13 protein-coding genes are annotated in these 14,045 nt (G+C 58.6%); 6 read left to right on the top strand and 7 right to left on the bottom strand.

The features are described 5' to 3' along the window. Window positions 1–3 precede the first annotated feature (3 nt). Entirely contained in the window at window positions 4–1,965 is a 1,962-nt protein-coding gene (locus H6G07_RS17110; protein WP_073609373.1) for a hybrid sensor histidine kinase/response regulator, read from the top strand. Window positions 1,966–2,038: 73 nt separating this feature from the next. Here H6G07_RS17110 and H6G07_RS17105 read toward each other — a convergent pair whose 3' ends face one another. Continuing rightward, a complete protein-coding gene (locus tag H6G07_RS17105) occupies window positions 2,039–2,719 on the bottom strand; it encodes an SDR family oxidoreductase (protein ID WP_073609374.1) in 681 nt (226 codons plus the stop codon). 166 nt (window positions 2,720–2,885) lie between these two features. Between H6G07_RS17105 and H6G07_RS17100 the strand changes: the two genes are divergently transcribed. After that, window positions 2,886–3,440 (top strand): hypothetical protein, encoded by a 555-nt coding sequence (locus H6G07_RS17100; protein ID WP_139297089.1) that lies wholly within the window; start codon window positions 2,886–2,888, stop codon window positions 3,438–3,440. A 648-nt stretch (window positions 3,441–4,088) separates the two neighbouring features. Then, on the top strand, window positions 4,089–4,304 hold the full coding sequence (locus tag H6G07_RS17095) for a DUF2811 domain-containing protein (RefSeq protein WP_084173292.1): 216 nt from the start codon (window positions 4,089–4,091) through the stop codon (window positions 4,302–4,304). Between the two features lie 104 nt (window positions 4,305–4,408). Here H6G07_RS17095 and H6G07_RS17090 read toward each other — a convergent pair whose 3' ends face one another. Further along, complete coding sequence (locus H6G07_RS17090; protein ID WP_073609376.1) at window positions 4,409–5,125, bottom strand: hypothetical protein; 717 nt, start codon at window positions 5,123–5,125, stop codon at window positions 4,409–4,411. Continuing rightward, the gene (locus tag H6G07_RS17085) at window positions 5,122–5,763 is read right to left on the bottom strand and encodes a ParA family protein (RefSeq protein WP_073609377.1); all 642 of its coding nucleotides are present in this window, start codon (window positions 5,761–5,763) and stop codon (window positions 5,122–5,124) included. Before H6G07_RS17085 ends, H6G07_RS17090 begins: the two co-directional genes overlap by 4 nt. A 363-nt stretch (window positions 5,764–6,126) precedes the next feature. Between H6G07_RS17085 and H6G07_RS17080 the strand changes: the two genes are divergently transcribed. Then, window positions 6,127–6,735: a DUF1003 domain-containing protein gene (locus H6G07_RS17080; protein ID WP_073609378.1), complete on the top strand. Its 609-nt coding sequence runs from the start codon at window positions 6,127–6,129 to the stop codon at window positions 6,733–6,735. Window positions 6,736–6,803: 68 nt separating this feature from the next. On the opposite strand, the gene H6G07_RS17075 is transcribed toward H6G07_RS17080, so the two are convergent. Next, window positions 6,804–7,166: a response regulator transcription factor gene (locus H6G07_RS17075; protein ID WP_073609379.1), complete on the bottom strand. Its 363-nt coding sequence runs from the start codon at window positions 7,164–7,166 to the stop codon at window positions 6,804–6,806. A 116-nt stretch (window positions 7,167–7,282) separates the two neighbouring features. Beyond that, window positions 7,283–8,185 carry a cell division protein FtsX gene (locus H6G07_RS17070; RefSeq protein ID WP_073609380.1) on the bottom strand — a complete coding sequence of 301 codons (903 nt, stop codon included), beginning with the start codon at window positions 8,183–8,185 and terminating at the stop codon, window positions 7,283–7,285. Between the two features lie 259 nt (window positions 8,186–8,444). Between H6G07_RS17070 and queG the strand changes: the two genes are divergently transcribed. Then, entirely contained in the window at window positions 8,445–9,425 is a 981-nt protein-coding gene (gene queG, locus H6G07_RS17065) for a tRNA epoxyqueuosine(34) reductase QueG (RefSeq protein WP_073609381.1), read from the top strand. A gap of 35 nt (window positions 9,426–9,460) precedes the next feature. After that, window positions 9,461–10,348, top strand: a complete 888-nt coding sequence (locus H6G07_RS17060; RefSeq protein ID WP_073609382.1) for a tetratricopeptide repeat protein — start codon at window positions 9,461–9,463, stop codon at window positions 10,346–10,348. 24 nt (window positions 10,349–10,372) lie between these two features. Here H6G07_RS17060 and ppk2 read toward each other — a convergent pair whose 3' ends face one another. After that, a complete protein-coding gene (ppk2, locus tag H6G07_RS17055; RefSeq protein ID WP_073609383.1) occupies window positions 10,373–11,317 on the bottom strand; it encodes a polyphosphate kinase 2 in 945 nt (314 codons plus the stop codon). 38 nt (window positions 11,318–11,355) lie between these two features. Continuing rightward, window positions 11,356–14,007, bottom strand: coding sequence for an alanine--tRNA ligase (alaS, locus tag H6G07_RS17050; protein ID WP_073609384.1), 2,652 nt, complete (start codon window positions 14,005–14,007; stop codon window positions 11,356–11,358). Between the last annotated feature and the right edge of the window lie 38 nt (window positions 14,008–14,045).

Below are 14,045 nucleotides of genomic sequence, written 5' to 3'. Positions count from 1 at the left end.
CCCATGGTTTCCCAAGCCCCCATCCACGTTTTGCTGATTGAGGATAACCCCGGCGATCGACGGCTGATGCAAGAGCTGCTGCGGGAGGTGACTTCGGTTGCCATTCAGCTCGACTACGCCGACAGCTTAAGTCAGGGCATGCAGTATCTCAAGCAGACTACCTTTGACGTTGTGCTGCTAGACCTTTTTTTGCCCGACAGTCAAGGGTTTGCCACCTTCACCCAGCTGCACCAGCAGGAGCGCAAGACCCCGATCATCGTCACCACCGGTCTCAATGACGAAACCTTAGCGCTTAACGCTGTGCAGGCCGGAGCCCAAGATTACCTAGTCAAAGGCCAGATCACTGGCGAGCTGCTGGTGCGCTCCATTCGCTATGCTATTGAACGCAAACGGGCAGAGCAAAAAATCCGCGAGCAAGCGGCGCTGCTCGATATTGCCACCGACGCTATTCTCGTTCGCGACCCACAAAACCAGATTTTGTTTTGGAGTCGGGGTGCTGAGCGGCTGTACGGGTGGACGGCGGCAGAGGCCCTGGGGCAAAAAACCACCGAGCTGCTCTATGCTGACGATAATCTGGTGCAAATACAGCAGGTTCAGCAGCAGCTCATGCTCGATCATGAGTGGCACGGAGAACTCAATCAAGTTACTAAAACCGGGCAAGCCATCATCGTTGAAAGTCGATGGACTCTGGTGCGCGATGATGACGGTCAACCCCAATTCATTCTGGTGGTTAGCACCGACATTACTAGCAAAAAACAGCTAGAGGCACAGTTTTTTCGCGCCCAGCGCCTAGAGAGTATCGGCACCTTGGCCAGCGGCATTGCCCACGATCTCAACAACATTTTAACTCCCGTTTTAGCCACCTCTCAACTCCTACAGATGGAGGCATTCCATCAGGATGAACGCAGCCTAGAACTGCTCCAGCTTTTAGAGATCAATGCTCGACGCGGTGGCGATATTATCAAGCAGGTGTTGTCCTTTGCTCGGGGAGGTGAAGGCAAAAATACGATTTTGCAATCGGGACATTTAATTCGCGAAATTCAACAGATTATTCGCGGCACGTTTCCTAAATCTATTGAGCTGCGGGTAGATATCTGTAGGGATCTGTGGCCCGTTGTGGGCAACGCCACCCAACTTCACCAAGTGCTGATGAATTTATGCGTTAATGCCCGCGATGCCATGCCCCAGGGGGGAACCCTGAAAATCGCGGCAGAAAACCTGACCTTAGACGAAGCTTACACCCGCACCAATCTGGATGCTAAAAGCGGAAACTATGTTGCCATTACCGTTGCCGATCGCGGCTGCGGTATTGCGCCTGAGCTGCTCGATCGCATTTTTGAACCGTTCTTCACGTCTAAAGAAATTGGCAAAGGTACCGGGTTGGGTCTGTCAACCGTGCTAGGAATTGTGAAGAGCCATCACGGCTTTATTACCGTCTCCAGCCTGCCCAATCAAGGCACTGAGTTCAAAATTTTCCTGCCGGCGGTGATGGCTGCTGACCCCCCAGCGCAGAGTCCTGCTGAAGTCTGGATCGGCAATCAAGAGCTGATTTTGGTCGTCGATGATGAAGCCCCCATTCGGGAGGTGACTAAAGCCACCCTAGAGGCCTACAACTATCGTGTTGTAACGGCCTGTGATGGTCTCGATGCGATCGCCCTCTACGTTCAACATCAATCCGACATTCGCCTGGTGATCATGGACTTAATGATGCCCGCTTTAGACGGGGCTACCACCTGCCGAATTCTGCACAAACTCAATCCTCAGGTGCAGATAATTGCGGTCAGCGGCCTGCCGCATCCCAATGCTGAGCCGACCTCTTCTGTGCTCGAAACTCAAAGTTTTCTACCCAAGCCCTACACCGTTGACGAACTACTTCAAGTTGTCGATGAAGCGCTGAAGCCTAAGACCCATCGGCAAGCAGGTTTGGCCCGCCAGGTCAGCCTGGGCCGCTGTGAAAGCGAGTGAGCCGAGACAGTGAGCGAGGCAGAGAAAATCCGGGCAGGGCCAAATCTTTTCACCCCCCTACTCCCCCACTCCCCTAAGGCACCGTCAACGCGCGCCCATTGTCCGAGGGCTGAAGGCTGAGGATGTAGGGCACCGCTGCCTTGACCCAGGTGGTAATGGGGGTATAAGTAGCGGCATCGTCGCCGTAGCAGGTTTCGAGCATGGCGGTGTGAATGATGCCGGGGTTGAGGGCTACTGCCGCCATACCCTCAGGTAGCTCCTGCGAGAAAGCCTGGGTCAGCCCTTCTACTCCCCACTTGGTGGCGCAGTAGGGGGCAAACTCTGGCGAGGTCGAGCGCCCCCAGCCGGAGCTGAAGTTGACGAAAATGCCCGATCGCTGCTCGACCATGGGCGGCGCAAAGTGGCGAATGACATTGACGGTGCCGTTGAGGTTGACCGCAATCACCGCCTCAAACTCGGCGGCGGGCACGCTCCACAACGGGGCTGGATGGTTGACCAGACCCGCATTGTTGATCACTAGGTCGGGCAGGCCATTGGCGGCGATCGCATCCCCAACCCAGGCGGCTACCGCTGCGTCGTCGCGAATATCGACTGCCGTGAAGTGATGGGGGGCAGGGTACTGCGTCGTCAGCTCAGCGATGGCCTCGGCCCGGCGAGCACAGCCCGATACCCGATGGCCCGCCGCGACAAAGCCATCGACCATAGCTCGACCCAGCCCCTGGCTTACTCCGGTGATGACGATGTGCTTGCCCATGGTGTATCTGCGCTAAAGGATAGTGCGATCGGGGATTTTGCCCCAAACTATGGCTGAGCATGCCCTAATCTGGCCGTGGGCGCAAGGGGCGGGCGGCTGACCCTATGTCAGGATGAAATAAAGGGGTACAGACAAGCCCTAAACTAGGGTGCAGGAAAAAACCACAATGGGCAACTGGAGATTGAGACTACGGCAGATACCGGTGGTGGTGGTGCTCTGCCTGCTGCTGCTAGGGCTGTGGGGCGCGAGTTGGCCCGCCCCTAGCGCTGTGGTGTGCGATCGCGCCGCTCCCAGTCAAGTCTACTGCCGAGCCACCCTGCCGCCCCCCTGGGCCTGGCTGCTGAGCCAAAGCTTTTTGCTCGACGATGTAGCCATAGCTTCAGAGCTGTGCGACAACAATCCCCACGGCGGCGTGCGCTTTTGTCACCGGCTAACGCTGCTGGGAGCAAATCATCAGATCACGCTGCCAGAGGTGCGTACACCGCTGTCGGCGGCGGCCCTAAACGAGCAACTGCGCCAGTTTGTCGCAGGCGAGGGCAGCCCCCGCCTGAGCTGGTCTAGCCCTGGCAGCGTCCTGCCCTGGCGCACCCTGGTGATTGGGCTGCTGCTGCTGTCCGCCAGCTGGGCCTTATGGGACGTGCGCTGGCCCCCTGTGGCCCCCTCTCCCCTGGCCCTTGATGGCGCGGTGCCCGCCCGTCGCGCAATTGATACAAAGGATTAATATCGCCCAAAGGGCCGAATCGTCGGCTAGAGCAGTGCCTCAGGTTATTGTCAATAGGCATGCCGCTAAAAAGTTACAAAAAAAAATATTCTGCGGGAATTTTCCCCAGGCTTTCCCCAGGCTTAGCCGACTTTTCCCCAGGTTTTCCCCAGAGTTCTACATTGGAACATAGGCTTGAGCTGCCCTGGGGAAAACGGTATCTTCGCCAGCGGCGATCGCCTAGTCTGGTGCCTGCCCACCTGTCGCCGCCTGGGGATCGCCAGAACTCCCACTCTATCGTGGGTACCCTAGGGGCACTAGCTCAAACAGGCCCATAAGGCAAGATTGACAGTATCCGAGGAGTTCGGCAAAATGATGCGACTGGCAGAGCCGAGTACCGCGCTCCCCGGCCCGAAAGGCCGACCTCTGGGTTTCTCCAGGTTGACCTATAGCACTCCAGTTTTGCCCTGGGCAGAGTTAGCTCAGGTTGGTTCCTATGTTCTTTTACCAAACAGAATGTTGTATTGGCAGGCGTTGAGTTTTTCCTGCCTGGCTACTATGGGTGGCTTTATAGCCGCCTATCCCCACAGCTGGCTTCAACGCCGGTTGGCTGGGTTGCGTCCCGCCGCGATCGCTACAGTTCATGTCCCCTTATGAAGGCAGCGCCCTATGACCCTTAACATGAGCACTCCCAAGGTTAGCCTGATGGCCGAAGTGCCCGAAGACCTCTACAACGCGCTTCAGGTCTACCTAGATGGCAACCCCGCCTGGAATCAGCACCGCGTCTTCTGCGCGGCCCTATCCCTGTTTTTAATGCAGGATAGTAAATGCGATCGCGACGTCAACCGCATCTACCTCGATGCTTTGTTTGACTACACGGTCTAGCGACAAGTCAGGCCCGCTGCCCGCCGCCTGGACTGCGATCGCCTGCGCCCTGGGTTTGAGGGGCAACCCTAAACGTCATCCCTCAAACCCTAAGACTGCTGGCCCTAATCAACCCAGCCAATGTCGGCATCGGTCAGCATCGGGTTGGGCTGCCCTGTTTGAATGGTATACTCCGGCACCCCCCGATGGTAGGTGGGCCTATCCTTGGCTTCCATGGGGCGACGGGGCGTAATGTCTGCCCCAGAGATGCGACGCGTTGCTGGAGCCGGAGCCGCAGCGGGGGCCGGGGTCTCGGCCAGCTTCAGAATGGTTTTCTTGGCCTCTTCCAAGTCGGCCTGGGTCTTGGTCAAAGCGTCAGCCTTGGTCTTGGTGGCTGCCTCCGCCTGAGCGAGACTATCCTTTAGCTCAAATAGCCGACCCTGTTGGGTTTCGAGATCTTTTTGCAGCCCGGCAATGGTTTTCTCCATCTGGGCCTTGTCTTTCTCGGCGGTGGCCAGGTCTTTTTCGAGGGCACTCACCCGCTGGGCTAGGTCAACATCGGGGGCGATCGGAGCCTCTGCTTCGGCCTCGGGCTTAGCGGCTGCAACCTCCGCCTTGGCCTGGGGCTTAGCCGCAGCAACCTCCGCTTTAGCCTTGGGGGCGGGCGTCGTTTTGCCAGCAGTGCGGCGAGAGGAGCCAGAGCGGGAAGCTCGGCGGCTCGGCGTAGCCTTGGGTGCAGCGGGCGCTTCGTCAGCTTCAGCTTGGGGGGCGATCGCAGGGTCTGGGGTGTCAGCCTTATTCACTTCTTCTTTGAGCAGATCGGAGAGGCTTTTTTTCGTCATGGCTGGGTCCAGTCTCGCTGTAGTTCTTCGGCAACTCGGCAGTAGTCAGAACGGGCCTCCTGGCTGTTTTTGCCGCGCCACTTGAGCACCGGCAGCCCCTCTAATGCGGCCCGCTCGTGAGCTTTGTAGGCACGAATAAACGCATTACAGGCGGGAATTTTTAGCTCCAGCAGGGTGTTCTGGGCTTCAATGGCTTCGCCGACGCTGCGGGAATCCACCTTCGTCAACAATACTCGATGGGATACCCCGCTGGGCGATACCGCTTCATTCACTGTAGTAATTAGCACGGCCAGATCCATGGGGGCCGGTGGTGTAGGCAGCAGCAAATAATCCGCCGCTGGAATCACCGCCGCCAGAGTCGCTGACCCCAGTGCTGGCGGAGTATCCACTACGATCAGGTCATGGGTGTGCTCCTGTCTGAGCCGTTTTAACCGAGCTGGGTTAAGTTCTGACTTCACCTCAAAGCCCAGTTCCGTCGGGCTGCGGCCCGTCCACCACAGGGCCGACCCCTGGGGGTCAGCATCGACTAGCAGCACCGATCGCGTCTCCGCAAACACCGCTGCCAAATTAACGGCGGTGGTGGTTTTGCCCACCCCTCCCTTGCCGTTAAACACCGCTAACACAATCGGGCTAGCCAATTAAAGTTCCTCCTCAGGAGATGCGACCAAAGCCTCTAGCAAGCTGTCTACCCAGATTTTTGAGGATAGATCAGCCAGAGCAAACGCTGCTATGCTCGTTTCGCCAAGCCGCGCCAACGCGCCAACCTACGGAATAGTACTGCAAGCTTGCTCGAACAGCATATCCAGATTTGCCCCATTCTCTAAAAACCTCGTTGCCTACCTCCGCCCATCCCCCGACCCCCTGATAAAATACAGCCACCCCGGTTGAGATCAGCCCCTGGCAGCCCCCTGGCGATAGCATCATGCCATAGTCGGCTGTGGCCCCAAAATCGCTCTGCCGAGATAGAACGCTGATTGCTCTTACCGTTTATCCTGTTTCCCATGGCTAATTCCACCGAGCCGGCTGCCACTCCATCGTCAAAGACCTGGTTTAGCCGTCGTCCCCAGCAGCGCATTTTGACGGCTCCGCTGCCTGACCCCATTGCCGAGAACATCGAGGCTATTATTACGCTTCACCGCCAGGAAGCCGAGAAGGCCTCGGCCACCGAGCGAATGTTAGAGGCAGTGGCGTCGTGGTTTAGTCGGCCTGGGTTCTTGTACCTGCTGCTGCTGAGTCTAGGCTTTTGGCTCGGTGGCGACGCGCTGAATCACACCAGCCTGCTGCCTTTTCAGCTACCTACCTTTAGCTGGGCAGATCAGGGGTTAGACGCAGCGGCGCTACTGATCTCAACCGGGGTGCTGATTCGCCAAAACCGCCAGGAAAGCTTTGCCGAACAGCGCACCCAGCTCATGCTTCAGCTCAACCTGCTATCAGAGAAGAAAATCGCCAAGATCATTGCCCTGCTAGAAGAGCTGCGCGAAGATCTGCCCGATATTGCCCAGCGCTACGACCACGAGGCAGCCATGATGCAACTCTCCACCGATCCCCTGGCGGTGCTGGAGGCGCTAAAAGAAAATCTTGAAGAAGAAATATCCGCTGAGGATGCGTAACTGTCAGTGGTTCACGCTAGCCAGGGGTGACTCCCTATAGCTTGGGTGAAACTCTCAATCGCTGAACCCTAGCGCAGCAGCTGCCTGACAGTACTAATCATATCGGCGGGGCGAAAGGGCTTGGTGATATAGGCATCGGCCCCCTGCTTCATGCCCCAGTAGCGGTCGAACTCTTCGGCCTTGCTAGAGCAAATAATGACGGGAATATTTTGAGTAGCGGCGGTGTTTTTGATCCAGCGGCAGAGTTCGTAGCCGTTCATATTGGGCATGACAATGTCGAGCACCACCAGATCGGGAGGCGTCGCCTGAATCATCTCCTGGGCTTCGACGCCGTCCTTGGCTTCCACTACGGTTAGGCCCGCCTTAATCAGCAGCCCGGCGATCATTTCTCGCAGGGTCGAGCTGTCATCCACAATTAGCACTGTACTCATACCGATGCCTCGCTGACGGTATGCAGACCGCCCATTGCTCCGTAGCTATTATGGCCAATTTGGGCAGACTCTAACACTTTATTTGGGGACGGCTTTGTAGAGGGTCTAGGGCATAGCTATCGCAGCGAAAACTTGCGCACTGCCAGCAAGCTGCCCATTAGCCCCACTAGGGTACCCAGGCCCAGCAGTGACGCAGGCAGCAGAATGAGCTGCTGAGGGGTTAGCCTCAGCCCCTGCACCACAAATTGAATGAAATCAGCCTGTTGGGTGGCCAACTCAGTTAAAAAGCGCTGAATGGCAAACAATAGCCCCCAGGCTACGGTGGCCCCGGCCAGACCAAAAGTTGCCCCCTGCAAAATGAAGGGTAGATAGATCCAAACGCGGGTCGCTCCGACTAGCTGCATGACCTCGATCTCGCGCTTGCGAGCCAGCACAATCAGGCGAATGGTGGTGGTGATGACGGCGGTGGCGGTGAGGGTGAGAATCGTGATCACAAACAGGCTCGTCCACTTGAGGCCGTCGTTGAGCTGGGCCAGGCGGGTGACGGCTTCATCGACGTAGCGCACCTCGTCGATACCTTCGAGGCTTTGGAGCTGAGTGGCGATCGCCGGTACCGATTCAGAATCCTTGGCTTTGACCTTGAGCTCGTCAACCAGGGGATTGCCCTTGAGCTGGTCAGTGGCCCCTGTAATGTCAGACAGGCCTAGGTCGACCACCAGAGACTCCCAAGCCGCCTCTTTGGTTACCGGGGTGACCGCCACTACGTTGGGGAAGCCCTCGACTATCGGCTGTAGATCGCTGGCCTGAAAACCGCTTTCTAAATAGGCCGATACCTCAAGCTGGCTACCAAACTGGTTGAGCAGCCGCTCTAGCTGCCAGGTCGATTGCAGGCTAATGCCAAATAAGAACAGCAGCACGGTGATGGTGCTGATGGCCGCCCAGTTCATCCAGCCGCCGCGCCGCAGCCCCAGAAAGGTTTCGCGCAGCAGGTAGTCGAACTTGGTGAGAAGCTTAAACATAAACGCCCTTGCCTGGGTGAGTTGGGCTGACGGTAATTGAACCGACAATAACAGATATAGAGGGCAGCACCCGATGCCAATGCTAACTACAGCATGGTACAAACTATGCTCTGTTCCTAACCTTGTCAAGGGGCATTCGTGATTCGCAACCTAGGTGGCCTGGGTTAAGTGACTTGGGGCTGAGTCGTAGGCCGTCCTGAGAAAGGCCAGTCAGTCGCTAAGATTAGAGGACTCTAGGATTTTGAGGATGAACCTGTAAATGGCTCAAGCGGCTGGTTTGCCCGATCGCCAGGTGGTGATTGACCAGGCTCTAGCCCTGGGGTTTCACCGGGTGGGTATTGCGGCGGTGGAGCCTGAGCCGAGCCCGGCTGAAACCGCTGCCGTGGGCCACCTGCAAACCTGGCTCAACCAGGGCCACCAAGCCGACATGGACTGGATGGCAAACCCCCGACGGCAAGACATTCGCCAGGTGCTGCCGGGGGCGCGATCGCTGATCTGCGTGGCCCTCAACTACTACACCCCCCACCGCCATTCCGACGACCCGAGCCACGGCAAAATCTCGCGCTACGCCTGGGGCCGCGACTACCACCGGGTGCTGCACAAGCGCCTCAAGGCTCTATCTGACTGGCTGACGACCGCTGGTGAGGGAACGGTTCAGGTGCGCTACTACGCTGACACTGGCCCGGTGCAAGATAAGGCATGGGCGCAGCAGGCGGGCCTGGGGTGGATAGCTAAGAACGGCAACTTGATCACCCGCCAGTATGGCTCCTGGGTGTTTCTGGGAGAGTTGATTACCACTCTAAGCCTGGCCCCAGACGCGCCCCAGACTAGCCACTGCGGCACCTGCACCCGCTGCCTAGAGGCCTGCCCCACCGGAGCGATTACCCAGCCCTACGTGGTGGACGCTAACCGCTGCATTGCCTACCACACCATCGAGAATCGGGACGCGGCGCTGCCGGAGGCGATCGCGCCCCACCTGCAAAACTGGGTGGCGGGCTGCGACATTTGTCAAGATGTCTGCCCTTGGAACCAGCGCTTTGCCCAGCCCACCACCGTCGATGACTTTCAGCCTCGGCCTGGGAACCTAACCCCAAACCTAGACGACTTAGCTAACCTATCAGAAGCGGACTGGGACAGTCGATTTCAGGCTTCGGCCCTGCGGCGCATCAAACCGGCCATGTGGCGGCGCAATGCCCGAGCCGCTCAGAAGTGGTCGGGTGACCATAGCGCTAACCCGTAACCAACGTACACTCTATATAGTTCTGCTACCTGCGAATGCCCGTGCTAAAACGCTCTCTCTTGCCCCTGCTCACCCTCTGTGGATTGCTTGGCGCTGCCCTGCCAGCCCAATCCCAGGCGTTGACCCCCTATGTGCTGCCCCTTGACTATGACCTGATGACCGAGCAGGGGTTGTTCCTTGCCAACGAGGCTCAGCAGCTAGCAGAATTTCAGCAGTTTGGGCGAGCGCTGGCCCTGGCGCAGCTCGCGGCGCAGCTCGCCCCCAACGATGGCCAGGTCTTAGCCCTGCTGGGCGGTCTCTACCTGCAAAACAGCGAGGTTGATAAGGCGCTACCGCTCCTAGAAAAGGCCCGCACTCTCTTGCCCGACAATGCGCGGGTACTGTTTGCCCTGGGCTCGGCCTACCTTCAACAAGACAATCCTCAGCTGGCTTCCAGCTTCCTAGAGCAGGGGCTACAGATTGAGCCCAACAACCCCAGTGCACTGTTTGACCTGGGCAACACCTACTTCAAACTGGGCCAATATCCCCAGGCGATCGCCCGGTTTGAGCAGTCGGTGGCGGCGGAACCCGACTTTTGGCCCTCGGTAAACAACATTGGCCTGGTGCTCTACGAGCAGGGCGAGGCCCAGCGGGCTGTGGAATACTGGCGCTCTAGCCTGGAGCTAGCGGCCAACGAGCCCGAACCAAAGCTGGCGATCGCAGCAGCCCTGCACGCCCAGGAAAACTGCGGAGTGGCGGTGGTCAGAGCCAGTAGCGCCGCCTGTCAGGAGGCCCTGCGCCTGGGCACCGAAGCCCTAGAGCAGGACAGCCGCTATGCCGATGTCGAATTTTTGAAAACCAACCTCTGGGGCGATCGCCTGATCGCCTCCACCAGCGCCTTCTTTGAGGTGCCCGACATCAAAGCCCTGATCGCCGAACTGTAGCCCTTAACGGCGATTACCGATCGCTCAGTAGCGCTGGGGCACAAAAAACTGCTCGTTGATCGGGGGCCGCTCATAGTCCTTTGGAGCACTGCGGCGCGGGGTCAGCTCCAGGGGAGCAGGGGTCATATCGACATAGTCGATCTTGCTGAGAATGTGGCTGATGCAGTTGAGCCGCGCCCGCTTTTTGTCGTCGGCTTCGACGGTGAACCAAGGCGCTTCGGGAATGTTGGTGTGGGCAAACATGGCGTCTTTGGCCTGAGAATACTCCACCCAGCGATCGCGCGACTCCAGATCCATCGGGCTGAGCTTCCAGCGACGGGCCGGGTCAGTAATCCGCGACTGAAACCGCCGCTCTTGCTCGTCATCGCTCACCGAAAACCAATACTTCAGCAGAATGATGCCCGATCGCACCAGCATGCGCTCAAACTCAGGGCAGGTGTGCATAAACTCGTCATACTGCTCATTAGTGCAGAAGCCCATCACCCGCTCGACCCCGGCCCGGTTGTACCAGCTGCGGTCAAAGCAGACAATTTCACCAGCGGCGGGCAGGTGGGCCACGTAGCGCTGAAAGTACCACTCGGTTTTTTCGCGATCGCTCGGCGTCCCCAACGCCACCACTCGGCAGCCGCGCGGGTTGAGCGGCTCGGTGAGGCGCTTGATGGTGCCGCCCTTGCCCGCCGCGTCGCGACCCTCAAACAAAACTACGATCCGGGTGCCAGTCTGCTTCACCCAGTACTGCATTTTTACCAGCTCTACTTGAAGGCGAGCCAGCTCCTTCTCATAGAATTTGCTGGTTAGCTTAGAGCTGCCCTCTGCCTCAGACAGATGGTGAAAGACAGGGGGCTCCAGGCCTTTCGCCCGATCTTTTTTACGCTGCTTCTTTGCCTTCTTTTTGTCTTTTTTCGTTTTTTTGAAGGAGTCAGAGTCCTCGGTGGTTCCGAGGTCGGCTGAGGCTTTGCGATCGCCCATGGGTGTTGCCCTAATAGACTGCCGCTACGAGCTTAGCGCTAGACCAACGTCTCTAGCAGCTGCGCCTTAGCACTCGCCAACGCCTCGGGCAGCTTGCTGGCGTCGCGTCCACCCGCCTGGGCCAGGTTGGGCCGCCCGCCACCGCCGCCGCCAGTGAGCTTGGCAATGCCGCCAATGAACTTGCCCGCTTGCAGCTTTTGCTCTATCACTTCTGGGCTAAACGCGGCGACTAGGCTGACTTTTTCAGGTTCAGGAACGGAGCCCAGCACCACGGCTCCAGCCCCTAGCTTTTGTAGCAGGCGCTCGGCGGCGGTTTTCAGCGCTTCGGCACTGACGCCTTCCAGCTCGGCCACAATCACTTTGAGGGAACCCACGGCTTCGGCATTGGCCAGCAGCTGATCGGACTTCAGCACCGCCAGCTCAGACTTCAGCGCCTCTAGCTCTTTCTGAGCAGTCTTAAGGTCGGTTTGCAGGGTGGTGACGCGATCGCTCAACTCCTCAGGCTTAGCCTTAAATCGATCGCTCAGATCCCGCACTACGGCATCGCGCACGTTGAGGTACTCCAGCACGGCGGGGCCAGCGACGGCCTCAATGCGGCGGGTGCCGGAGGCCACCCCGGCCTCAGAGATGATTTTGAACAGGCCGATTTCAGCGGTGTTGCTGACGTGGGTGCCGCCGCACAGCTCCATCGACACGCCGGGGAAGTCGATCACCCGCACCTCGGCGCTGTATTTTTCGCCAAACATGGCGATCGCGCCCTTGGCCTTGGCCTCTTCCAGCGCCATCACGGTGATCTCCCCATGGTGGCCCTCGGCGATCCAGCTATTCACCTGTTCTTCAACCTGCTGCACTTCGTCAGCGGTTAGGGCACGGGGGCAGTTGAAGTCAAACCGCAGGCGATCGAAGGCCACTAGAGAACCGGCCTGGGAAATATCGGGGTCGACCAGCTTTTTCAGCGCCGCTTGCAGTAGGTGCGTGGCGGTGTGGTTGGCCTGGGCTCGACGACGGCAAGCGCGATCGATCTGGGCTGTGACTTGGTCGCCCACGGCTAGCGCACCCCGCTCGACCCGGCCAAAGTGAACAAAGAAATCGCCGTCTTTTTTGACGTCGTGGACGCGGATCAGTAAGTCGTCGCCGGAGAGGTAGCCGCGATCGCCCACCTGACCGCCCGACTCCGCGTAGAACGGCGTCTGGTTCAGCACCACCTGCCCTTCCTGCCCAGCCTCAATGCGATCCACCGACTTCCCGCCGACCAGTAGTGCTTCTACTTTGCTGGCGCTGGTGGTGTCTTTGTAGCCCAAAAACTCCGTCGAGTGAATGTGTTCGGCTAAGGAATCCAAGCTGCCCTGCACCGTCAGGTCAATGGTTTCATGAGCATCCTTCGATCGCTGGCGCTGTTCCTCCATCGCCGTTTCAAACCCGTCGGCGTCTACCGTCAGCCCTTGCTCTTCGGCAATCTCTTGGGTCAGCTCTAGGGGGAAGCCGTAGGTGTCATAGAGCACGAAGGCATCGGTGCCCGAAATTTGCTGGGTCTTCGACTGGCCCTCGCGCTTGAGAATGTCAGCCAGCAGCTTTTCGCCCCGCTCCAGGGTTTCGAGAAAGCGGGATTCTTCGCGATCGAGTTCGGCTTTGATCTGGACTTCGCGCTGCCGCGTATTGGGGAAAGGTTCCTCCGCTAGCTGAATGGCGCTTTCCGCCACCTTGCTAATGAACGCGCCCTCAATGCCAATCAGCCGCCCGTGGCGCACCACCCGACGAATCAGCCGTCGCAGAATGTAGCCTCGACCCACATTAGAGGCGGTAATGCCGTCGGCGATCATGTGGACGACAGCCCGCACGTGGTCGCCGATTACTTTGAGGGAGACCTTGGTTTTCTCGTCAGATTTCCCGTAGTCCAAACCGGCCAGCCCCGCTGCCGCGTCGATGATCGGCAAGATCAGGTCGGTTTCGTAGTTGTTGGGCACCTGTTGCAAAATCTGCGCCATGCGCTCTAGGCCCAGGCCGGTGTCAATGTTTTGGTTTTGCAGCGGCGTCAGGTTGCCCTCGGCGTCCCGGTTGTACTGCATAAACACCAGGTTGTAGAACTCGATGAACCGCGAGTCGTCTTCGAGGTCAATTTTGTCGTCGCCCAGCTCGGGATGGAAGTCGTAGTAGATCTCTGAGCAGGGGCCGCAGGGGCCAGTAGGGCCAGAGGTCCAGAAGTTGTCGGCCTCATCCATGCGCTGAATGCGGTGGGCGGGGATGCCGATCTGGTCGCGCCAGATGGCAAAGGCGTCGTCGTCTTCGCGAAAGACGCTCACTATCAGGCGATCGGCGGGCAGTTTGAACACTTCGGTAGACAGTTCCCAGGCCCAGGCGATCGCCTGCTCCTTGAAGTAGTCGCCAAAGCTGAAGTTGCCCAGCATCTCAAAGAAGGTGTGGTGACGCGCCGTGCGGCCCACGTTCTCAATGTCGTTGGTGCGAATGCACTTTTGCGAGGTGGTGGCGCGATCGACATCCGCCGGACGCTGGCCGAGGAAGATCGGCTTAAAGGGCAGCATGCCTGCGATGGTGAGCAGCACCGTGGGGTCTTCGGGCACCAGGGATGCGCTCAGTTTAATGGCGTGCCCCCGCGCCGCATAAAACTCCAGAAACGTCTGGCGAATCTCTGCGCCGGTCATCGTAGTGGAAGAGGTGGGGGACTTTGCCATGGAACGGGGGAAGGGGTGGATGGGTAAGGGGGTGGATG

The organism is Phormidium tenue FACHB-1052 (genome assembly GCF_014696675.1).
Classification (GTDB): domain Bacteria; phylum Cyanobacteriota; class Cyanobacteriia; order Phormidesmidales; family Phormidesmidaceae; genus Nodosilinea; species Nodosilinea tenuis_A.
Note: the sequence above shows the minus strand (reverse complement) of the source record. Positions and strands in the feature narration are given on the sequence as shown.

What these genes read in the sequence shown, in the direction of transcription:
- H6G07_RS17110 (WP_073609373.1), top strand. Translation starts at nt 4, where the DNA reads ATGGTTTCCCAAGCCCCCATCCACGTTTTGCTGATTGAGGATAACCCC.
- ppk2 (WP_073609383.1), bottom strand. Translation starts at nt 11,317, where the DNA reads ATGGGCGATCGCAAAGCCTCAGCCGACCTCGGAACCACCGAGGACTCT.
- alaS (WP_073609384.1), bottom strand. Translation starts at nt 14,007, where the DNA reads ATGGCAAAGTCCCCCACCTCTTCCACTACGATGACCGGCGCAGAGATT.
- H6G07_RS17100 (WP_139297089.1), top strand. Translation starts at nt 2,886, where the DNA reads ATGGGCAACTGGAGATTGAGACTACGGCAGATACCGGTGGTGGTGGTG.
- H6G07_RS17095 (WP_084173292.1), top strand. Translation starts at nt 4,089, where the DNA reads ATGACCCTTAACATGAGCACTCCCAAGGTTAGCCTGATGGCCGAAGTG.
- H6G07_RS17075 (WP_073609379.1), bottom strand. Translation starts at nt 7,166, where the DNA reads ATGAGTACAGTGCTAATTGTGGATGACAGCTCGACCCTGCGAGAAATG.
- H6G07_RS17080 (WP_073609378.1), top strand. Translation starts at nt 6,127, where the DNA reads ATGGCTAATTCCACCGAGCCGGCTGCCACTCCATCGTCAAAGACCTGG.
- H6G07_RS17105 (WP_073609374.1), bottom strand. Translation starts at nt 2,719, where the DNA reads ATGGGCAAGCACATCGTCATCACCGGAGTAAGCCAGGGGCTGGGTCGA.
- H6G07_RS17090 (WP_073609376.1), bottom strand. Translation starts at nt 5,125, where the DNA reads ATGACGAAAAAAAGCCTCTCCGATCTGCTCAAAGAAGAAGTGAATAAG.
- H6G07_RS17070 (WP_073609380.1), bottom strand. Translation starts at nt 8,185, where the DNA reads ATGTTTAAGCTTCTCACCAAGTTCGACTACCTGCTGCGCGAAACCTTT.
- H6G07_RS17060 (WP_073609382.1), top strand. Translation starts at nt 9,461, where the DNA reads ATGCCCGTGCTAAAACGCTCTCTCTTGCCCCTGCTCACCCTCTGTGGA.
- queG (WP_073609381.1), top strand. Translation starts at nt 8,445, where the DNA reads ATGGCTCAAGCGGCTGGTTTGCCCGATCGCCAGGTGGTGATTGACCAG.